General features: G+C 45.0%; 10 protein-coding genes and 1 pseudogene. All 11 read right to left on the bottom strand.

Features of this window, described 5'->3' with window-relative positions; all coding sequences use genetic code 11:
* Positions 1-296: 296 nt before the first annotated feature.
* Positions 297-2,660, bottom strand: a complete 2,364-nt coding sequence (locus A3860_RS31540) for a hypothetical protein (RefSeq protein WP_081154280.1) — start codon at positions 2,658-2,660, stop codon at positions 297-299.
* 31 nt (positions 2,661-2,691) lie between these two features.
* Positions 2,692-4,329 (bottom strand): hypothetical protein, encoded by a 1,638-nt coding sequence (locus A3860_RS31535; protein WP_081154278.1) that lies wholly within the window; start codon positions 4,327-4,329, stop codon positions 2,692-2,694.
* A gap of 6 nt (positions 4,330-4,335) precedes the next feature.
* On the bottom strand, positions 4,336-5,367 hold the full coding sequence (locus tag A3860_RS31530; RefSeq protein ID WP_081154276.1) for a caspase family protein: 1,032 nt from the start codon (positions 5,365-5,367) through the stop codon (positions 4,336-4,338).
* Between the two features lie 64 nt (positions 5,368-5,431).
* On the bottom strand, positions 5,432-6,895 hold the full coding sequence (locus A3860_RS31525; RefSeq protein ID WP_143774354.1) for a hypothetical protein: 1,464 nt from the start codon (positions 6,893-6,895) through the stop codon (positions 5,432-5,434).
* A gap of 268 nt (positions 6,896-7,163) precedes the next feature.
* The gene (locus tag A3860_RS31520) at positions 7,164-7,346 is read right to left on the bottom strand and encodes a hypothetical protein (RefSeq protein WP_081154270.1); all 183 of its coding nucleotides are present in this window, start codon (positions 7,344-7,346) and stop codon (positions 7,164-7,166) included.
* Positions 7,347-7,569: 223 nt separating this feature from the next.
* On the bottom strand, positions 7,570-9,960 hold the full coding sequence (locus A3860_RS31515) for a glycoside hydrolase family 127 protein (RefSeq protein WP_143774353.1): 2,391 nt from the start codon (positions 9,958-9,960) through the stop codon (positions 7,570-7,572).
* A gap of 17 nt (positions 9,961-9,977) precedes the next feature.
* Entirely contained in the window at positions 9,978-12,113 is a 2,136-nt protein-coding gene (locus A3860_RS31510) for a S9 family peptidase (protein WP_081154265.1), read from the bottom strand.
* A gap of 210 nt (positions 12,114-12,323) precedes the next feature.
* Positions 12,324-12,572, bottom strand: a complete 249-nt coding sequence (locus A3860_RS31505) for a hypothetical protein (protein ID WP_081154262.1) — start codon at positions 12,570-12,572, stop codon at positions 12,324-12,326.
* Entirely contained in the window at positions 12,556-19,308 is a 6,753-nt protein-coding gene (locus A3860_RS31500) for a DUF6443 domain-containing protein (protein ID WP_081154259.1), read from the bottom strand. The genes A3860_RS31505 and A3860_RS31500 overlap by 17 nt, the downstream gene beginning before the upstream one ends.
* A 62-nt stretch (positions 19,309-19,370) precedes the next feature.
* The gene (locus tag A3860_RS31495; RefSeq protein ID WP_081154256.1) at positions 19,371-22,871 is read right to left on the bottom strand and encodes an RHS repeat domain-containing protein; all 3,501 of its coding nucleotides are present in this window, start codon (positions 22,869-22,871) and stop codon (positions 19,371-19,373) included.
* 42 nt (positions 22,872-22,913) lie between these two features.
* A pseudogene (locus tag A3860_RS41335) lies at positions 22,914-23,336 on the bottom strand (hypothetical protein); the annotation flags it as partial.

The raw sequence follows: 23,336 nt of genomic DNA, 5'->3' as shown, positions 1-23,336 counted from the left end.
AATGATTTTGTTTAAACATGCTACTAATGCTTTGCGTTCATGTATACATATGACAGCAATATCGTTACAACAAGTTTCTTAATGAATAGGTAAGGCCTTTTAGCACGGAGCATCGTTTAAAAGGAAAAACGGTTTGGCCGGATAGATACCAGCAAGTTGGGAAAATTAATGTTGATCGCAAAGGGGTATTGGGTTAAATTGATATAGATCAAGCCGTACGTACGCCATAAAATCATGACGGTGGTCAGGTTACGGTTGACAATGATATCTAATTATATGTTTTATCTACAACCAGGCTAACTATGACTGAATATTCTATTTCGTAATTCTACGATCCTCTCTCCGATCAGCTTCGACTCCTCGCTCATTAACGAAGCCCTGTCAATGCACCGTTGGAACCGGCGTAAGGCATAAGTGATCTTTTTCTTCGCCAGCACCAGGTCTTTCTTCTCATATGCCATCAGGGCCTCATAATATTCCAGTTCGGCTTCCGTATGATTGATGATAGGGACACTGTTATAATCTATTTCGAGCACTTCGGTATAATCTTTCATTTCACTCAGGATTGCACGGGCCTGGTAAATATGTTCTCCCTGTTTGTCAAAATCATACAACCGCAACCTGGAATCGCAATTAGAATTGCCGATACCGATCAGGCTTTTGATCACCAAATTCCGGATATCCGCAAACTGGCTGGGCAGCTGACCCAGCAGGTTTCCATAATCCTGAGCCGCCCCTTCTAGGTATTTGATCGATTTTTCCAGCATCCATTTGTCTTCCGTTTTCTTTCCCTGGTGATAGAACAGGGATTCATATCCAAGGCCCAACCCATGAAAAATGCGGGCATCCCAGATCTCAGCCACAGTAATGTCTTCTTCCAGCTTTTGCAACTTGTCAAATTGCAAACAACGCCGGTATAACCAGATGAGCACATAATACAATTCATTACGTAACAGCTCGATCTGCTTCCTTTTCTTGTTACTCCTTAGCTGGCTCAGCAGGGTGTCAGTCCGTTGCTCGAGCATGGCGATCAGCTTTACTTCTATTTCGGGATCGCCGGTGGCGGTGAAAACCTGCACCGACAACAGATCGATATAGATCGACATTAGCAACTCCCGAGTACGTTGCCTGATCTCCGTGCTTTGCCACCATAGAAAAAGGTCTTTTAAAAACCCGATGACCGGCTGAATATGAACGATCTTTTCCGAAATAATTTCACTGATGGCTTTCATGGCGGTGTAAAAAGCAGCCAGCTTCTTCCAGTCGTCCCGTTCGTATACAAAAAGCAGAAAAGGCAGGTGATGAAAATTCAATCGTACGATATCCCGGCCAGGCCTAACGGTTACCATTATTTTTTCAGCTTCTTCATTTGTAACCGCCTGTTTCAATAACATCAACTGCCCATGTTTCGAGATATTATATCTCAGGTAATCATTTTCCATTATACTGTCCTGCTCCAGCTGTATGGTCTCGAATTTTTTCAGCACATTTTTGGTGAAATTAACCACTTCCCTGCTGCCACCCAGTGCAATACCATCGATTGTCGTTTGGTAATTTTTGAAGATGGAACTTAATAAGTGGTTTTGAATATTGGAAGAAACCTTCCCGATCAGTTTGTCAAGCGCTTCCACAACCTGACGGTCTTCTTCGTTCACCGGTACCGAAGCATACTCTCCGCCCTTCATACGGTAAGTCATTAATAATTTCAGCATTTTTTCCGGCATTTCTTTTGAATCGGGATATTCTGCCACCAGCATGGTAAACAAAAATGCCTGCTGTATATTCCGGTGTACGCTGCGGCCACTTTTGAAATGTTCCCGGTAAGGCATTTCGTCGCCATACGTTTTATTAATGAGATGAAACAACAGAGCCGATTTAGTGGGAGTCGACGACAAATAATAAAAGACGGTATTCCGGTATTTTTCATGATCCAGGATCATCTTGTTGGCTGTGAGCACTTTTTCTATGGCGACAATATCTTTGTATGTGTTATATAAATACCGGTCGTACACATGCGTGCTCATGTTGCGGGTCTTTTCCCTCTGCAATTCCCTGAACTGTTCAAAGATTGTGGTCACAAAATTGCGGTCGTACGGCTGTGAAAACGCCTCATCTGAGTACAGATTGAATTCATCATCTTCGGTGGTAAAGCCATTTAAAAACACTTTCTTCTTAAAGAATTGCGCAAAGCTCAACTCCTTTACCTCGCGCCGCTGCAAGAACACCAAGAGCAGAAAACACAATTCAGGGTTGGTGTATGCAATTTCCTCCAGTTTTTTTCCGGTTTCTTTAAGTTGTAAAAATTCAAGGGCCAGCTTGTCTATATTCTGCGTAAGTTCATAAGCCCTTTTCATTTTCTGAATGAACAAATCGCGCACGATCGCCAGCTCATCTTTGTATTCTTCGAGCAGCACAATGGCTCCGGTGGCAGTGTTTGAAAAAAATGTATCATAGGCGATCCCTTCCATAGCCAGTTGCCGCACATTTTCTTCGGTAAATTGCAGGGTATCGAGGTAGGGAAAGAAAAAATGTACCAGGTCATATGCATCTATGGCAAAATAAAACTGGTACTTCCGGAAATACAGCTCAATATCCTCACTTACCGCTTCCAGCTCGTTGATATCCAAACCAAACAAATACTCCTTGTCTATTGGATGCATACTGGTATATTTAATCGATTGTAGATTCATATTACAAGGACTCCAATGACTCATTATAATAAGCCTTCATCAACCTGGCCGGGGTAGGATCATGCGTGGCAGGCGGCTGCACCTGCTGATTATCGCTGCTCCAGGCTTTGTTATATAATTTTCTCCTTACTTCTTCAATGGTCCGGTTGATAGTTATCACAGAGATCCGCAACCGTTGCGACAACAATTCCGGGTTGCGGATATGCTCTTTGCTCACCAGCTCATAAATAAGGAACTCGAGCCAGTTGGCCGTATCGCCCTGGTAACCGGCCATGAACTCGTCCCACATTTTGTCGCCTCGGATGTTTGAATAATAATTAGCATAGTATGGCTCCCGGTATTTATCCGTTTGCGGTGTACCGGTGGGTTCTTTAGTTTTCCACCGGGGGTTACTGTTAACGGTAAGGAGCTCGTCTATTTTAATAGTCACCGGCGTAAAGGTGGTAATCAATGAATCGTACAATGCATGCACGGTGATGAGGTCATTGAGGCTCTTTTCCCTGATGAGGTCTTTATGCTCGGGGACAACGGCCGCTTCTTTAATGGCCAGGTAGCCGGGGTAAAGTATGGGCACACCCCGAATGGGCTCTACCGTACCACTGTAACCGCTGAGACTGCCGCCAAGAATACAGATAGCCCGCCAATCGGGCAACGGCCCCTGCAGCCAGGCATGGTGGTGAAATAGAGGATGCATCACGTTATACCGGAAGTCGTTGGGCTCCTTCTTTGCCAGAACTGTTATATAGGCATATAAAAGATGCAACATAAACCCTTCCAGCTCGCCGTTACAGATCGATCGCTCCAGGCCTTCTTCAAGGGTGATATCTTTATTCTGCAAGCGTGTAAATAACAGGTCGGTATAAATATTCCGGGCATCACAGGGATCGAACCTCCTTTCTTTCTGCAGAAAGATGCGCAGGCTGCTGAAAACCGGTTTTTTATCGAGCACCAGGAAAAGCTGGGTATGAAAATTTTCCAGCAAATAAACCGGTATCTGCCTGGGTTCGGGGCCGGTAAATTCAAGCAGGTACAGGCCCGGCGATAATAAACCGTTAAAGACCATCCAGCCGTCCTCATCATTTACAATAGCGCCGGCCTCATTGGCAAGATCACAAATGACGATGCCCAAATGGTTCAACAACCGGAAATCTGTCATGGACGCTGCCTTTTCCTCATTTTTTAACTGTTCATACCGTTCGCGCGAATAGAACCGTACGAAGAGATAAATGGAGCTGTTTGTCGTCATAGGCTGTATAGGCCAGGTATGTAAGGTAGCAAGGTCAATGGCCGGTTTACGGTAATATTCCTGGCTGGAGGCATATACCTTTTCATCGAGCGGCACAGCGCTGTACATTGGCGGTGGCATCAATACCCCGGCTTCAGTTAGCGGTTCTTTACAGTGACTGAGCTTGTACCTGACATCATGGTTTAACAAGAAAACGGTATCCTCAATGCTGCCGTTAGTATCGAGCCTGATAGTATATAAGCCCTGCCCTAATGTTTTCTGCATCGGGTATTGGCTGCCTTCCAGCACAATATTGTTGTCGTTATCGAACAAGGTCATGCGTACCAGGTATTGAAACCTGCTATCGGCTTCGATCACAAACATATAGTGATCCCTGTTGTCAGAATTACCCATACAGACTTAAAAGTTTATGGCAATTGGATTTATTGGGAACCGGAAGCTCTCGATGTTTATCGGGTGCACCTCATGATTCAATTCATCTTTTAGCAGGTACTTTCCTTTTTTAAGATCAATGGTGATCTTCTTTCCGCCGGCATCTACAATTTTTTCGATAGTTTTTCCCAACCCGTCAACCAGCAAAACAGGGCCGGTACGGTGTGATTGAAACTGAATGGCGCAGGGCACCAGGCCCGGGTCCACTTTGGCAAAAATGCTTTCCGGTTCCGTTAAACCATTGTTTATCTCCGGCTTCTGGGATAATTTGTCTCTGTTGGCTGCCACAGGAACATACCGGTCGAGGTATTTTTTCAAATTAACCGAATCAATGATCCCATCCTCATTAGCGGCCCCACCACGTAACCCATTCATCAATACGTAGGTGAATGCACCCCGCTTGTCTCCATTCTCCGTATCAATCTCGTGCGCCAGGTTATTAAACTTCGTTGCATACCCCCAAAATACTTCCGCCTGATGAGGGCCCGAGCCGGCCATGGGTGTTTCTTCCGGAGGCCGGGGGTATACGTTTACTTTTATTTCGCGGCAGCAATCGAGCAAAATGATCACCTGCCTGAACAGTCCCAGCTTGATAAATGTATTATGGTAGTCCTTGGACGATAATGCATTGCCCCTCTTCTTTTCCGACCAATCGGCCAGGCACAATGCATTGTTCGTTGTATCATAATCTAACCCTATGCCGTGACCGGCAAAATAAAAATAGAGTCGCCGGTTAAGTGCTGGTTCCTCCTCTGCTTTCTTAAGCAATTTACCAAGGGCTTTTTCTATTACATCATAAACGGGGGTTAATGGGTCGCATTTGGAATATACAGATTCGAAATGCTTCTCAATGCCATTGGCATCATCATTGCCGCTGTCTTTAACAAACCATTCCTCAAAACCCTCTGCATCTTTGATAGCACCGTGCAGTTGTGGCAAATCGCTGTCTTCTCTGGTATAATCATTAATGCCAATGATCAGTGCATAATCCTTGTACATAACTAAAATTTTAAGGACAAGGTGGTAATGAATTGGTTAGTGGTCAGGGATCAACCGGCGTAAATCAGTGGCTGATCATGTATTTTATACTTTCAATGGTCAATTCGTTATCATCAAAATCACCGTGCTTCAGGGCGTTGGTTTGCAGGCCGGCCAGGGCGCCGGCTTCAGTGGCAGATAATACCAGCCGGTCGTTTTGCAACAGGAATTTTTCCGTTTCCTCGAGCCAGGTATCTTTATCATTACACGCTGGTGATTTACCCAGAAAATGATGTAAGCCGAGGATAGGTACGCCCGCCTTTTCACTGTCTTCGAGGATCCCTGAAACCAGGTACAGCAGCGAGCGGGTATATATGCCGGGCACCAGCACGTCGTTACATTCATTTTCATCGGTCATGGTAAAGCACCGGAAACGGGCAAACAGGTGGGGGTTAAGTACTACCTGCTCATAAAAAAAATTGAACCGGCAGGCTGGCGCCAGGAAGATGATGGTCTCAAATTTTAATGCGGGAAAACGCTGCCGGGCAGCCGCCAGCAGCTCACAGATGCAAATGGAACCGGCGCTATGCCCTACCAGGTGCACTTTTGTTTGCGGGAATGCTGTTATATGCCGCTCCAGCGATTCAAGGAAATAAGAACCGGCAAAAAGGTTGTCGCCCAACCGGCCCATATTATCCTGCCATAGGCTACGTGCTTTTGATTTCATGCCATCCCACACCCAGGCACCCACATTGGCTATATAGAAAGCCCGGAAGAGTTCTTCCACTATGGTTGGATAAAAGCCATGGCTGGTACCGCTGAGGAAACGTTTCGCCACTTTCATTACAACATCGGTTAGCCGTTTGATTACGAGGGCGGAAAGAAAGCCCCGGGAACGATCATTGGCAATTTCATTTTCCAATTCCGGCGGCGGTTCTTCCAGCAGCAGTTTAATAAAGTCGGGCTCCCTGGCCACAGCCATCTGCAACTCAGCCTCTACGAGGGCGGTCCTGCGCATTTCACTCTTGCCAAACCAGCCTGCTTCGGTGATGATATTCCCACCCCTGGCACTCCCTGATTGATTGGTGGCATACCTGTCAAATGGCCGTTCCTGTTGCAACTGTTCGTCAATTTCCTGGTCACTTAACCTGCCGGTTCCCCGGGCTTTGTTATCACTCCCTGTTATGCCTGTTTTAGGAGCCAGGTATTTAACCAGTACCCTGATCAACTTTTTGCAGAATGATTGATTGGCTGTTTGGGTGAGCTTAAAGGAGATCGTTTCTTTAATGCTGGTTTCCCAGATGAAGAATACCGGTATGCTTTCCGCCTGCTGTAAATGGGCGCCCATTTTTTCGGCAATGGCTTTACCGGCTGTTTCGTTCACCAACCCGCCGTGAAAATACAACGTAATGCTTTTGGGAGGCGACGACACAGGTGTACTGTCCTGCAATGCTGAAAAAAAATTATCAATATCGGCAGGAGAAGATTTTATGTCGCCGGATTTTATAAAAGTGCCATCCGGCCCAGCGGAAACATCAAAGCTATTCATATTGGCAGCAGTATAGCGTACTGAAATTGAATAGAAAATTACAAACACTAACAATAGCGGAAAAGGGTATTTTCACCTGAAATATGTTTGTGTTTGAAAACTGCGATATACTACAATTTCTTCGATGGCAGTTCTTAACTCCCGATTGATATTGATCAACAAATTTGCTTTCTATCCTATTGCTATCCGCGTTACATCTATGGGTCATACTTTCGCACTTCATGGCTTTCCCTCATATTCTTATTCATCGCATCGTATTTCCGACCGCCTACTTCCTATGCCCACCCACCGTCTTAATAGTAATATTATATGTACCATCTGCATTCGGCAACCTGAACGAAAAGGCCAGCCTGTATTCCTGCCCCGGTTCCGCAATATATGCCGCGGGTATGCGGTAATAACACCAGTAATCGGCCTGCACCCCACTGCCGATCTTCGCCGGATTGAACACCTTTCCATTTTCATCGACCCATGACTGATCTCTTCGAAGAATACGCCGTGTAAGGTTGGTGATATGGGTGCAGCCAATTTTGAGGCATCTATAGAGATTGCAGCTTTGTATTGACTGAAGGCATTCCCTGCGTATAGAAATATAAAAAGAAGGATTGTATACTTTTTCATAGTAAGCAGCTTATGATCAGGAACCCGCGCTCAGCAAACGGTTTTCTCCCCCTTTAGGGGGTTGGGGGGTCAACAATCCATTCGTGTATTCCCGTCGCGTATTCTACAGGTAATTGCACCTCCAGTTTCAGTGCGGAAGTGGCAACCGCTTCAAAAGTTACAGAGTTATATTTATCCTTTGCTATTTCATACTCAGTCGTGTTCTTTACCGGCAGCCATTGCCCGTCTTTCGTTTTATAATAGAGGGTCCATTTGGCGGGAATGCGGCAACCACCCCAGGGGCCATCATCGAACCAATACACTTTGCAGGCCGATATGGTATGTTCGCCGTCGAAATCATACTGCACCCATTCGGTGGTATTCTTCTTCGGCCACCAATGAAAATACGGCACCGTGTTGTCTTTTGAATCCACCGGTTCCAGCTGATCGTGCACAGCCATTATGCTTCTCGATCTGATGCTGGCCGTTACTTTGCTGGTATACGCGATCGTTGGGGCCGGCTGCGGCCGCGATGCTGATTGAGTATAAGGTATCCACACTTCCATTTCGCCGGGGCCGCGGTTGTCCCAGGCATAATAAGGGATGGCAGTCACCTGTTGCTGGCTGGTGATCAATTCAGTGCTGTTCAACTGTCTTTTTGTGCCACTGCCCGGCATCGTTATAGTATTGATACCATTGAGCAGGTTATTGGCATAACTAATTTTCATTGGCGCGCTTTTTTCTACCACAATATTCTGCACCAGGCTGTCTTTGTTATCCCAGCCTTCGAGGCAATACACAACAGGGCCATACTGAAGGACAAACCGGCCTTCATCGGCTTTCACCTGCTGATTCGCATATATATGTTGTGGTTGCATGGGCAGTTCCACGGCAATTTTGTCGCCTTTTTGCCAGCTGCGTTGCAGCACGGCATAGCCTTTTATCATTTTGAGCGGAACCGGTTTTCCATTGATGGCGATAGTCACTGCGTTGGGTTGTTCCCCCTCTGTATATAAATTTCCGGGAACCGGATTTCCTTCGGCCCAGCCGGGAATGCGGATGTGCAGGGCAAAGGTTGTTGGTTTGGCTACATTGACCTGGAGGTTGATCTGTCCTTCCCAGGGATAATTAGTGGTTTGGGTGAGCTGTACTTTTCCGGCGGACAGCGTAATGGTGCTGCTGTTGCTCATAAACAGGTTCACATACAGCTCATTCTTATTTTGCGCATACACATAACCTGGCACAGAAGGCAAAAAGCGCGTCATATTGCTGATGCAGCAGGCGCAGGAAAACCAGCCGCTGCGGTCATGCTGCCCCACAGAGGCGAGCGGGTTGGGATAAAAGAATTTTGTGCCGTTTAACGACATTCCCGACAGCAGCCCATTATACAAGGTACGTTCCAGCACATCGATGTATTTGGCATCGCCATGCAACAGGAACATGCGGTTGTTCCAGTATACATTGGCAATGGCGGCGCAGGTTTCGGCATAGGCGCTCATATTGGGCAGGTAAAAAGCGTCGCCAAACGCCTCGCCATTATTGGTAGCGCCAATACCGCCGGTAATGTACAGCTTCTTTGTAACCACATCCTGCCAAATGGCATCGATAGCCTTCAGGTAGGCGGTGTCGCCGGTTAGGGCGGCAATATCGGCCATGCCGCTATACATATACGCAGCACGCACTGCATGGCCCACCGCTTCGGTTTGATCAACCACTTTTTTATTGGCCTGGTTGTAGGCTTCGCCGTTGGGGCCGCGCACATCGAGAAAGAATTTGGCGAGATCGAGGTATTTTTGCTGTTTGGTAATGCGATAGAGCTTGGCCAAACCGATCTCCACGATCTGGTGACCGGGGTATATTTCCAGTTTGCCCCAGCCAAAATCTTTGCACAACAGATCGGCATTCTTCAGCGCGATGTTCAACAGGGTCTTTTTACCGGTGGCGTTGTAGTGCGCATAGGCGGCCTCGTACAGGTGGCCGGCATTATACAATTCATGGCTGAGAATGGAATCCTTTACCCAGCGTTTATCGCCGATCCACTCGTGCGGCTTTGCGGGCTTTATGGTGCGAAAAGTATACAGGTACCCATCGGGCTCCTGGGCTGCACCGATAATAGCGATCAATGAATCGAGGTATTTCTCCAGTTCTTTATTGGGCGCTACCTGCAAAGCATAAGAAGCGCCTTCTATCCATTTGTATACATCGGTATCGTCGAAAGTAAATTCTGAACACACTTTGTTCTCACGTTTACCCGCCGCCGCCAGGAAGTTGTCGATGCGGCCATGTTGCTTACACATTTCAAGAATATAAGGAATGGTCACCGTGGCGTTGATGTTCATTTTGGGTTGCCAGAAGTTGTCGGTGACGTGTACCTGGGTGAAGGAGACGGGTTGGATGGGATAGTCTTTGGTTTGGGCCAAACTACTTAATGGGACCAGCAGCAATAATAAGTTCTTTATGTTCATTTTGGACCATTGTTTTATTAAGGTAATTCACCAATATTACGATCAGGCGGGTCAACATTCAACAGATGCTTCACAAAAAAATCCCGCTTCTTTAACCGCCCATACGGCCCGCCATCGCTGTGCCCCATGCCGGGGATCACCAGCAGATCGAACACCTTGCCCGCTTTAATAAGTGCACCGGCAAAACGGAGTGTTGATTCGGGTGGAACATTGGTGTCGGCTTCTCCAACGATCAGCAATAACGCGCCCTGCAATTTGGCGGCATTGGTGATATTGCTTTGTTCGGCATAGTGCGGCCCAATGGGGTAACCCATCCATTGTTCATTCCACCATTGTTTGTCGATGCGGTTATCGTGACAGCCGCAGGCCGACACGGCCGCTTTATAAAACTCTGGATGGAACAACAAAGCGCCGGCGGAATTTTGTCCACCCGCAGAAGTGCCATATAAACCTACTCGTGAAGTGTCTACATAAGGATATCTTTCAGCCAGTGCCTTGATCCAGGCAATGCGGTCGGGCAGGCCGGCATCAGCGAGGTTCTTCCAGCATACATCATGAAACGCTTTGGAGCGATTGGCCGTGCCCATGCCATCACATTGCACCACCATAAAACCCAGGGCGGCCATGGATTGCATTTCGCCGTAGTTCATAAAACGCTTGGGTACAAACGCATCCTGCGGACCGGCATAAATATTCTCGATGACGGGATATTTTCTGGTGCTGTCGAAATGCGGTGGCCGGCAAACAATGCCCCAGATATCGGTTATGCCATCACGGCCTTTGGCCACAAACACTTCGGGCAGGCGGATGCCCAGGTTGAGATAAGCGCTTATATCGGCCCGTTCCAGCTCAGCGATCAGCTTGCCATCTGAAGTACGCCGCAATTCGGTAATGGCGGGAAAGTCGGGCCGCGAATAATTATCGATAAAGTATTGGCGGTCGGGTGCAAAGCTGCACAGGTGGCTGGCATTGGCCGGCGTGAGGGCAACAAGGTGTTTGCCATCGAACCCGATGCGGTAATAATGGATGTTGTAGGGATCTTCGCCGGGGTTCATACCACTGGCCTGGAACCAGATGGTGCGTTTGGTTTCATCGATGCTATCCACTTTACGCACCACCCAGCCACCAATGGTAATGGCGTTTTTGACGCCGCCATTTACGGCATCAACGAGGTAAAGATGATTATAACCATCTTTTTCGCTGCTCCAGATGACTTCATTGGTTTTGGCCGTGTACCAGGTAAAGATGCGGCTTTCATAGATAAATGTTTTCGTTTGTTCTTCTATGAGGTTACGGGTGGAACCGGTATTGGCATTCACCTCAATAATGCGGAAATGCTGGTGGCCGCGATCGGCCTTTTCGAAGGAAAAGAAGTTGTTATCGCTGGTGCGCCAGTGGATCCAGGGATAGTCGAGAAAATCGTACTGTTCCGTATTTACTTTCACCAGCTTTTTATCAGCAATATTTATTGTGAACATTTCATAGGCGGTGAAGGGATCGCCGGGTTGCGCATATTCATGCGATTGTAAAATGCCCCGAGAAGAAGAATCCACGGATGACAACACATAGTACACCGGCTTCTCCGCTACGGGAAAAATATGGAACACCACCAGGTGTTTGCTGTCGGGCGACCATTGAATTTGTCCGTACGGATGGGTGGTATCACCATTGAAAGAGAGTTGAATTGCTTCCACTCCCTGCGCCGGCCGCAGGAAGATATTACCGGCCTGTATGGAGGCGATCCATTGTTTATTGGGCGAGAGGCTGTCGGAAGCGGGTTGCCGTTCCCAGCGGCTTTTGATGCCACCGGAGATGAAGCCATTGTCTTTGGTGGTAACCAGCGTTGAAGTATCGGTAAGTTTTGTTTTCACTCCGGTGCGGGCATCTACCAACCAGTATTCAGCGGCATTACCGGGCAGGCTGTTTCGGTACCAGAAGCTTTTGTTATCAGGTTGCCAGTTTGCTTTAATATTACTTTTAAAGATGCAATGTTGAGCGAGCGAATCGAGACGGGTAGCTTCCTTGTAGGCGGCAAGCACTTCGGCACGCGCCGGTTGATAAGGCGGCAAAGATTGCCCCATTTGTGCACTGGCTGTATGAAAGCCCATTATTGCCAATAGCCAACCTATCGTGGATACCCGGTAAAGCAGCATTGCGTTAATTTTAAACTGGTGAAAGCTAAAATTAACGCAATGGCGGTGGGCGTTGTAGGCAACCGCTAACTGTTTGTTAACGGATATTGACGGGTTTGGGCATTATGGACATTTCGGCAATTGTTTCCAACCAGACAGAAGGAAGGGGGGATTCTATAAGAGCTACCCCTTTTTCTTTCTTTAGTAAAAGTCCTGCTGACGGAAATAGCGCTACTGCGAATGCCCCGGGCCTTTATCTTTTAGCTTATAATACCAGCGAACAGCCAGCATTGATGCCGTTGCTGAAATGATAAACAGCACAGCCGTACTTAAAAGGCCCTTCTTAATATCTAACGCTCCCGGATTCTGCTTCAGTACTACCGTATACTTAAATCCATATAATAATGAAGTGAACGCACATACAGCCAGGGTCTGCCAATAGCCTCTTCTGAAAATAAAAACCTTACTCTTCTTTTTCATCTTTGATTTTTTTGTTGTTTTGGTGCATCGCACCCACTGCTTTCTCTACTGAATGTTCATCCAACTTAACCTTTCCTTTAACTTTCGTGCCGGTCACGGTTACACCTGGCAATGTTTGAAATTCAGGCTGACCTGGAAATAGCAAATCAAATCCCAATCCACTTCCTAAGCCCAATGCATCCTGCGCCCGATCTACCAACTGCCCCACATTAGTTGCCGGATTTCTTCCCAAATATCGCATAAAAGCATTTGTATTTCCCCTATTCCACCAATGGCTCGTGACCGCTTTCGTGAGCTTACCTGCAACGACATTGGCTGCTCCGAAAGCAGCAACAGAAAAAATTGCAGTAGCCGTCGCTTTCTTAAAATCCAATTTGTTCCCGTCGATTTTGTCTTCTGCGAGTGATGCTCCAAATGATGTACCGGCAGTGGCAACAAGTCCGGCGCCTAAACCTCCTGTTGCTCCAACAATTGCGCCGGCAACAGCATTGACACCCGCTTTTGCCCAGGTTTTTTTATCTTTTAAAGCTTTAAATCCACCCTGTATAACCGACTTCGTCAAAGATGCGACCGCTCCAATAGCACCACCAATCAAGGCTCCTACGATTCCTATCTTGCCATCATGGTCGGTGTACAAAACAGGATTATTGTATGAGTAGTGGAAAGGGCTTAATCTTTCCTGGCCGCCTTCATCGGCCATCGGATCTACCTGTATAAACCTGCCTAATTGCGGATCATATGTTCTGGCATTGAAATCATAAAGATCAAGGCCCGATCCATTTGCAAATTCAGCATTTTGAATTTCGTTAGCAGCATATAAATGCCTGTTTACTAAGGTTGTGGGCGCCTTCGAACTTATGCCCGCCATCGTCAACCCAAACGGATAATAATGCGTTTCCTCAACTAAAGGCCCATGTATATGTTCAACTCTGATATCATCAAAATATACATTGCCCTTACTTTCGTTACTAACAAAAACGTAAAGATATCCATTCCTCGTCATTTCTATAGGGTTACCATTGTTGGCCTGTAGTAACTGTTTTTGCTGACCTGCGGTTATCTGGGGTACCGGCGTAACGCCACCGCTTACCATTTTAAATTGTTCTTCATCTAACAGCACCCAGCTTAAGTAAGCTTTAGGCGCTCCTGAAGCCGGACTTTGTGTTCCCAAAAAGTTCTCCATGCCCGGCTGCAAAGTATTATCAGTAACCTGTGATGCAACTGCCCCATGCGCCATACCTGTTATGCCAGGGGTTAATTGACCCAGTACATTGGTAATTATAGCAGCCAAACCAGGGTCGGTGGTATTATCCATGTTAACAGGCTGATACCAGGCAAAAGCTTTGGCAGTGATCTTATCACCGGCCATTACTTTTAATATTACACCCGGCCCTACTCTTCCTGCGGCGGTAGTTCCATTTACAAGACTTACTTTTTGATTATTGCCATCGCTATCAAAATCGCCGTATTTGTCAGCGGCAGTTGTATTTATCTTATCGCCAAACAGTTTTACTTCAGCATCCCTTTTGGCCAATTCCATACCTGCCTGGTAAACATCCGTTTTTTGTTCTTCGGTCAATACCATGCGTATATTCCCCAAATGGTCTTTCAGGAAGTAGTCATATTCCAAATGTGCAGCGGTATTATCTCCTGCAGCAATGTAACGTACTCTGCCTTCTTCGTGACCCAGGAACTGCAGTTTGTCGGTATACTCCAATGCTGATAACCCGGCATTATTATTATATGACCTGCTTTCATATACAAAACCATTCACATAATTAGTAGTAGTGGTTATATCACTTATGTAGGATTGGTTATTATAGGTAACTGTATTATTTCTTTCCACCACTACTTTTTGAAGCTTGTTACCAGCTGCATCGTACAGGTAAGTAATGGTGCCCTTACTGGCTAAACCATTATCCGTTTTTACCTCGATTGTTGCGGGCAGGTTCAGGTGATTGTAACTAATAGCGCCCCCGCTTGTTAAATTTTCATCGGCTGTACCAATTAATTTTTTATTTAAATCGGTAACCAGGTTGCCGTTTACGTCATAGCCATAGTCATTACCATTGGTGCTTTTATCGGCAAAATCACCAAGGCGGCAGCCAGTACTACCTGTTGGCGGAGTACCACCTGTTGCCAGATCAGTTACTGCACTTAGCTTATTGCTTTTGTTGGTTTTATAATAGCTATAATGCAAGTCATCGATCGGTGCACTACCGGTTACCGTTAATCCCCATTGCCGCATCCACAAAATATTACCATTGGCATCATATGCTAATGTGGGATCAATACCATCACCCATCATTACATTATAATTGACCTGGCTATTATTCCACTGGTGATCATCGGCATTTTGTTGAGTAAAATCACCTCTCAATAAGCGGTTAGCCGCATCATAGGTAAAATCATATTTCCTTCTGATGTCATCGCCATCGCTTTTCCATAGCACACCGGTAATGTTGCCATTATACTGGCTGGCCGCAAAATTTTGCCCTGCTTTATTAGTGGCTTTATCATACCCAAGTTCAAAACCAAACAAAATACCATCGTTTGTTTGACCTTCTATCCCCAGGTATTCGCGGTTAACGCCCAAAAGCCATCCACGAATATTATAATCATAAGTAAGCGCCTGAATAGCATCACTGGTATAATTGCCATTAACGTCTTTTTTCTTACCAATGTTCTTTATGTTTAATTGGCCCAGTTCATCGTATTGATTGTGGATGATTTCCAGTTCAGGTTTACTGATGGTTACCCCATTAATATTGCTATTAATGGTTTTCTTAACAGAAACAAGCCTGCCCTGTGCATCGTAGGAATTTTTATTAACTACAACGTGTGTTTGAGGGTTGCTACCGCTTACATATTCATGCTTTTGTACTTTAACGAGCGGTTGAGCGCTAAACGAATACTGAGTAGTGGTGATATCTGTTCCACCAGTTCTATTATTACTTTTTAACTGAACCACTCTTCCCTTCTCATCATATATAGATACTGAATACAGGTATTGGCCGGCTGTTCCCAAAACTTTTGTTTGCGTCCACGTTACCAGTCCCCGCGTTTGCAGGCTTTGCCCAACCCCATCTGCATAAGGGAAATTATTATTTGACGGAAGCAAATAATTGCTGCCTGTATACGTATTATCGATGGTTCCTGTGAGTGCGCTTTGAGAAGGAATGGTTGTATAAGTATCATATCCTGTTTTGGTAAGTATATCCAGTGTGCCATCAACCGGAACAGGATTATTATTTACAGCCATGTCATCCACTATTGTTGGAACACTTTGGGATACTATCTCAGCAGTAAAGACACCGCCGCCGGCTGTTTCAAAACCCTGGTCAAGCGTAATGCTTTGTAACGCCTGATAAGTACCGCTTGTATTAGGATCTTGTAATGTAAGATCAGCCACCAATCCGGATTGTAATCCATTGGTTTGAGTAGTAACATTCTGTTGCAAAAGATCTTTTGAACCTGTCCAGTTCATCATGGCAGTTATCACCTGCCTGTTTTGACCATCATATAAAGTCGCCAGCCACTGATCTTTTGAACGCATGTTTCCATCCTGGGTAAACACAACACGATCACGAATGTCGTATATCATATATGTTTCTGCAGCGCCTGGTATTTTTTTAAGGATCATCCGGTTACTTTGATCATATTCATACCTGAAACATAAATCATCAGCGATATCCTGTGTAATCGTCCAGTTATTGCTTATCAGTTCAACTGCCCGTGGTTGCAACACAAAACGGAGGTTGTTTAGGTTGTCATACACATAATAGGTGCATAACCATCCGGTATGATCTGTTGCGGGAGTTGCAGACAATTGCACTTTTTTCAAAATTAAATTCCCACCCCTATCCTTATATTCTACAACCTGTTTTCCCCGCTCATCACTGGTTACAAGCTTGTGTAATTGTCCGACAGGGTAAGCGCCAGCGCTTACCGGCAGGCTTCCGGCAGTTAACGAAATTCCCCACATTTGTACATTATCGGCTAATGTATTTGCGAATGACTGTTCAAATATGCCCCTGTTGTTTCCGGCCCAGCTTTGGCCTGCAGCATAGCTTGAAATTATCCTTTCAGCAGGAGATGCTTCATAATTCTTTTGTGCGTAATAATACTGCTCGCCCGAAAACTGTATGCTGTTAAAATTGGTTTGCTCAGGCAAAGCATTGGGTTTATATTCCCCATCTGCAGCGGAAGAAACATATGGAAGGTATTGGGCCACCTGCCGGCCGAACTCATCATAGCCTACAGGGACCACCATATCTTTTAACAGCGGTGTTGCCTGTTTGGCAACAGTTTGCACCAATCTTCCCAGCCCATCAAAATATTGTGTTGACTGTTTAATTTCAAAAGGATCGGTAAGCTGAGTTGCTGCAGCAGCATTGGCCACCCCAGCTTTTGTGATATCTCTTACACGGATATAGTTCATATTCGTTACCGTGCCTGCTCTCATGGTAATGGAGCTGATATTTGTGTATGCTACTTCATTACTGCTGCTGGTAACTTTACGCCGGTAAAATGTATTTACACCCACTGTACCAGGCGCAAAGTTTAAACTGGTAGCCCCGCTGATATCAGTCCAGGTAACGCCGCCATCAGTGCTTTTTTGCCACTGATAATTGAACGTTCCATTATTGCTGCCGCCCGAAGCCGGATTACCTGTAATTAGTCCGGGGTTTGTATTAGCGTCTATAGTAAGAATGGCCGGAGAAATGGCGCCTGGCAGCAATTCAGCATTAATACTAATGGCAAGAGCATTGGAGTATTGTATCTCGGAGCCGCAGCTTACCTTTCGCCTGAAAAAGGTATTATAACCAAGGTCAACCGGTGTATAGTTTTGTGCATTAGCCCCTGAAATGTCGTAATACGTAATGCCATCTGCGCTTTGCTGCCATTGATAGCTGTAACTGATGCAATTCCCACCGCCTGCGTTTGTTCCTGACAACTGGCCCGGCGAACCGCCATAAGCAAACGGCCCCGTATTGCCGCTGATCGTTCCGGCATTTAATACTACATAAACAGCAGCAACACTACTGTATGCCGTAACACCATTGCTGTTAACGATCACCCGGTAAAAGCCGGATGTTGTTACATTAACGGGTGTATAAGTTGTTGAGGTAACATTATTAATTGTGTTCCAGCCCATATTATCTGTCGAAAACTGCCATATATAGGTATAGGTCCCGCTTCCACCTGAAACTCCTGAAAGTGTTAACTGACCGGCTGTACCATTATAACTTATAGCAGTTTGAATAGCCGGGGTTAAGGAGCCTCCCAATAACTGGGGATACACATTAACTATTGCTGAAGAACTGGGTTGTGAAACGCCATTGCTCGTGACTATTACCCGGTAATACGTACTGGTTCCCAAATAGGGTGTATAGGTTGAGGCAGTAGCGTCGGCAATATTATTCCAGGTGCTGTTATCAGAAGAACTTTGCCATTGATAGGTATAGGTTCCATTACCGCCGCTAACATTCACACTGCTTAAGGTTGAAGGAACCGTATTATAATTTATATTTTGACTGGCCGGGCTAATATCGCCGCCCATCAACTGTGGATATACGTTTATTGTAGCGGGACCGGCATAAACCGTTTCAGACCCGCAGGTGATCTTTAATTGGTAATTGGTAGTGGTGGTTAAACTTCCTGGTGTATAGTTTGTCCCTGTAGCTCCTGGTATATCAATATACGAAGCGCCGCTTAAAACCTGCCACTGATAACTATAGCTGCTACACATACCACCGCTTTCTCCCGATTCAGTAATTTGCCCTGGCGAAGTATTATAATTAATATATGTAGAAGCAGGATTTATATTCCCCGCCGATAAATGCGCATGCACATTAACCGTAGCTATGGAAGAAAAGGCAGTGGCACCGGTGCCATTGCAGGTAACCTGCCGGCGAAAGTATCGCGTTTCGCTTAGTAAACCTGGCGAATAGGCTCTGCTGGTTGCTCCGGAAATAAGATAAAAATCGGTTCCATTGCTTGAGATCAGCCATTGATAACTGTATGAACTGCAACCGCCGCCTGCGGCATCGCCATCAAGTTGCGCAGAAGCGCTACCCGCATAAATATCCTGGGTAGCGGGGTAAAGCGTACCACCGCTTAATGGCGGAATAACCGAAACAGTGGCAGTACCTGTATAAGCTGTTAATCCGGAATTAATTACCCGCCGGCGATAATAGGTGGTTTGCGTAAGGCCCGAAGAAAAACCCAGGTTCTGGCTGGTAGCACCCGAAATATCCGTCCAATTACTGCCATCAATAGATTGCTGCCATTGATAGGAATAAGAAGAAGAACATCCACCGCCCGAAGCAGCGGAACAGGTAATTGTTGCCGGTGCATTGTTATAATTAACGGTTTGACTTGTATTGTCGATAGTACCTGCTACAAGTGTACTGGTTACAGTCACAGCCAGATTACCGTTGTAATTATTGGTATAATTATGTACGTCTATCGACTTGCCGTTCCCAGAGGTCCATTGAACCGAAATAGTGCACAATCCATTGCCACCTCTGCACGATCCATAGCCTACGATAGTGCCACCGTTCACACACCAGTAAATATTCTGTGTTGAAGAACAGTAGTCCATGAGTGTATAAGAATAAGTAGTACCCACATCTACACAACTTGCTCCCTGAATGGTTAGCTGTGCAAAAACTGCCTGCACAAACAATATTAACCCAATTGCCAATGCAGCAGCCTTCATTTTATTTCTCATATAATGTGATAGTAAGGTCGATTATTAATAAGGTTGACGGTGTGAAAAAATGCCGGTTGCAATTACTGCTTATAGTGATATTCATATGTTTTTATCACGTTACCATCCTGGTCTTTAATAAGCTTTAATCTTCCCATGCCGTCATATTCATAATAAGTGATCATACTTTGCGCAGAACAGGCGGAAGTTACTCCCACTAATGGTGCATAACTATAAGTTACCATTTGTGCATCTGCCGGGTATAATCGTAATTCATCAATTAACCCCGTTTGCTGAAGAGTTAAAGCTATTACCCCGCTTACCTTATGTTCAAAATAAGTCCAGTTACCTATCTTTTTTCCCTGCAGAACGGTTCCCTGCGTACCGGTTATACCGAAAGGGGTACTATTTGTTGTCCAATAGGAAACTATATATGTAGTGCCTGATGTAAGCCCGGTTTTACTGATTCCATTTGAAAGATCATAACAGTTTTTTCCTGTAATACCACCTGTATTGCGGGCATTATTACCAATGGTCCAGTTGCCGGCGCCATCTGCTTCAAACGAAGTATAGGCTATTGAGTTATAGTCGGCATTATTACATTGGGCAACAGGGTAAACCGATTGATAATCCCAGATGTACGATTGGTAAACATCATTTTCCTTTTGTTGCTGCAGAATATTTCCATAATTGTCAAACCGGTTGAATCGTACTTTTGTTTGCGCAGGATAGGTAGAGATTTGCAAATCAACTTTATCTGGCACCAGTAGTTTTGAATCGCCAAACCAGTCATTAAAATGTGATGAAGTGAAGGATTGTTGATCGCTGTTTAACTGTTCCTGGGTAGTAACAGGTTGTGAAATGATATTTCGATTAACCATTTTTTCATATACATTTCCCGGCGCAGATAAGTCATGCGCATATTGCATATTCGTTGTTAGGGCTTCCCCTTTGCTGCTGGAAGTTGCAGTGCTTGTTGGAAACAAATGGGCAGGGTCGGCATAAACAAAATTTTCAGTAGTAATGAACGGAGCCCCTTTGTCATCATAACTGGTGTTTGTAGTTGTTTGTAATAAATAAGCTCCTGTTTCTATGGTATACGATGAAACATATACCTCACCTGTTAATGTAGAAAGAGGCTGACACCTGTTGCCCTCTGCCTCTACGTATTTGCCTTTAATTTTAAGGGAATTCTGGCTGGCTATTCTGCTTAATACATAGTCATACTGTTTCACCGCTTTCAAAATATATCCACCCGATTGTGTTGATCTATAAACAGATTCTTTCTTCAATCGTCCGTTCCTCCAGCTATTTGAGATCATCCGCATGCCGGTTTTATCAATATCAGGTCCGGGAACACCTTCTACATCCTGGGTTACATCGTACTCATAAACAGATTTACCATTTGTTTTACCACCGGAAAAATCAAGCTGGTATTTTGTTACGGAAGTATATAATACCGGGCTGCCGGCTATCTGCGATGCAGGATAGAGGCTGGCTGCATGAAATTCTTTGGTGATATTTCCTATTATATAGCGGCAATGGTAACCGGCATTCGGACAATCCGCACGGGTGATTATATCTTCTTCATTCATAGAAAAGAAGGTATAAGGAATTGATAAAACCCCTATGCCATTTTCATTTTCTCCATATGTATAAGTATCCTGACTAATAAGGTCGCCTGTATTATCATAGTTTTTAATTGATTTTATTCGTAAGCCGCCGCCCAGGTTTGTTTGAATGGTGTTGGAAGTTACATCGTAGGTTACATCAAGAGAGGCGCTTACAGCCGAGGCTGTTGTAGTATATATTTCCACAAAAATTGAGTAAGTATGCCCTGGTATAAGTGATAAAGGAGTTATACCGCAACTGGCTGTTTGACTGGCATCGGTGTTTGAGGAAACATTCAATATAACCTGTCCTGTTGTAACGTCTGTGATTTTTCCTCTTGGTCTGTCTGTTACTCCGGAATAATTAAATTTTGAAAAAAAACAACTATACCTGAAGTTCGACCAGTTAGACTGTACGGTAAATGTGGTAGTAGCTGATTCATTCATTCCGCCATAAGCACCACACGAGGCTGTTTGGCTGCTTACAGATTGTTGATTCGTTGTATACTGGTGCGGTTCCAGTTCGAATTCAGTTTTACCGCCTGTAGGATACTGCAATGTTTTCAAGGTTGCAGCTTTCATGTATAACGGGTTAACGTCCCGGTTCGCGGTGCCTATATACCTGTAGGTGTCATTATAAATCCCACTTTTATTAGTCCATCCTTTAATTAGTTGCCTGGCCAGTAAGGATGTATTTGCCCATTGGCCATTATTAAAACCCCATACATCCTGGGCATATGTTTCCCTTGCCGCCATTTCGGTATTATCGTATTCCATGGTATACTTCTGCGGCTGATCACTGGCGTCTGTTGACAAAAATTCTACTGCATCGAGCCGCAACCTGTATTTAGCCTGCTGTTCCGCTGTAGCGAAATAATTATACGTAGTTCCCTGGCTGGAGGTAAAATAGGAATGGTCGAATTTTATTTTTCTGATTTGGGTTTGAACATTTTTATCATCGGCATAAACAGTAATTTCACTTATTCGCATTTCTGATGTTCTGTCGAGCCTGTCACATACATTTGTAAAAGTTATTTTACCGCCGCGCCATGTTATGCTTGATAAATACCAGGGGGTAAAAGAATTATGCTGATGCACCTCAGAAGCTTCATCTTCATCTATAAGACCGGGGTCATCCGGGTAATCATCATTGGGATTTACATCACACACAGCCTGCGTACCCAACCTGTACATGCCACTGGCTATTGCTTCAAAAGACAAATTGCCGCATGTAGGTTCATAATTAAAATCGATCGTCTCGCCCATAGCGGGAACGATAATTTGTGTCAAATGCCACACGTTGTAATAAGACAATGCCTGTTGATTATTCACAGAACCCGGATTGTATTGCTCGGGTCTTTCAAACAGGTACACGGTTCCTTTATCGTCGGTAATTTTAAAGCTTAATTGCCCGTTGTTATAATAGCGTTCAATTTTATTGGTAGTAACAGGGAACTGAAAAACAGAAGCATCCTGATTGAAAGTAAACTTCCCGTTTTGATCAGGCAGGCTGTATGAGAACTGATCCTGTAAAGCGTCTCTTTGCCCGTCTACCACATCGGTAATATATTGCCGGTAATTTTCAGGCTGCGCAGCTACAGTTGCGAAATCAGGAGCATATAACATCCCTGTAGAACCTTGTTCATCGGGAAGGCCCATTACATTTCTTGAAATGGTTCCCCCGCAATTCAATGCCCAGCCTAAACCTACACAGGAAGCCACCTCATCAACTCTTATACCACCGGCATGATAATCTATTGAAATGGGCACTTTTACTTTGCCGATGCTAATTTCATACAAGGGAACAGTGATGGAAGGGATACCTGTTGAATAATTCACCGGTATATTTCCAAACTTTCCCAAACTGGCGGCATCGGGCGATACCGTACCTACATTAATTAAATAAGGCTTTGTTTGCTGTGCTACACAAAAAGAGGCTGCCAAAAACAGACCTGCCAATAAAAAGTATTTCATATCAATCTGCTTCCTGATTTTTAACTTTCGCTGTAAACTTTTCTATTTTTTAATTTGCTTTTTCAAAACATCCAGTTGTTCCTGCTGGCTTTTTAATAGCGAAGCCTGTTGTTCTATTAAGTTTTGCTGGTTCTGCAGTGTTTTATTTTGCTCTATCACATATAGAGTAAGCTCCTCAATTTTCTTTAATAACGTAGCCTGATTGTCGCCTACATCCAGTCCGTTCTTTTCAACTTCAGCCGCAGATGGCACTTCGGGCAGGTGGTGGTGTTGCTGAATATAATTTTCAACTTCTGTGAGGGGCCGCAACTTGTATCCGGCATCAAAAACATAATCTGACCAACCGGTTAAAGTAACTCTTATCTTCCTGGTAACTATATTACCATTCACAGCCAGTTTTTCCTGAGGAGAGGTTGTTCCGATACCAATATTACCGTCATCTCTTACGGTGAACAGATCGGCAGC

The organism is Niastella vici (genome assembly GCF_002077945.1).
GTDB lineage: Bacteria > Bacteroidota > Bacteroidia > Chitinophagales > Chitinophagaceae > Niastella > Niastella vici.
The sequence above is the reverse complement of the archived record's forward strand: the minus strand, read 5'-3'. Positions and strand labels throughout refer to the sequence as shown.

Bases quoted from the DNA above. Each gene is read 5' to 3' on its own strand.
- A3860_RS31540 (WP_081154280.1), bottom strand. From the start codon at position 2,660: ATGCATCCAATAGACAAGGAGTATTTGTTTGGTTTGGATATCAACGAG.
- A3860_RS31535 (WP_081154278.1), bottom strand. From the start codon at position 4,329: ATGGGTAATTCTGACAACAGGGATCACTATATGTTTGTGATCGAAGCC.
- A3860_RS31530 (WP_081154276.1), bottom strand. From the start codon at position 5,367: ATGTACAAGGATTATGCACTGATCATTGGCATTAATGATTATACCAGA.
- A3860_RS31525 (WP_143774354.1), bottom strand. From the start codon at position 6,895: ATGAATAGCTTTGATGTTTCCGCTGGGCCGGATGGCACTTTTATAAAA.
- A3860_RS31515 (WP_143774353.1), bottom strand. From the start codon at position 9,960: ATGAACATAAAGAACTTATTATTGCTGCTGGTCCCATTAAGTAGTTTG.
- A3860_RS31510 (WP_081154265.1), bottom strand. From the start codon at position 12,113: ATGCTGCTTTACCGGGTATCCACGATAGGTTGGCTATTGGCAATAATG.
- A3860_RS31505 (WP_081154262.1), bottom strand. From the start codon at position 12,572: ATGAAAAAGAAGAGTAAGGTTTTTATTTTCAGAAGAGGCTATTGGCAG.
- A3860_RS31500 (WP_081154259.1), bottom strand. From the start codon at position 19,308: ATGAGAAATAAAATGAAGGCTGCTGCATTGGCAATTGGGTTAATATTG.
- A3860_RS31495 (WP_081154256.1), bottom strand. From the start codon at position 22,871: ATGAAATACTTTTTATTGGCAGGTCTGTTTTTGGCAGCCTCTTTTTGT.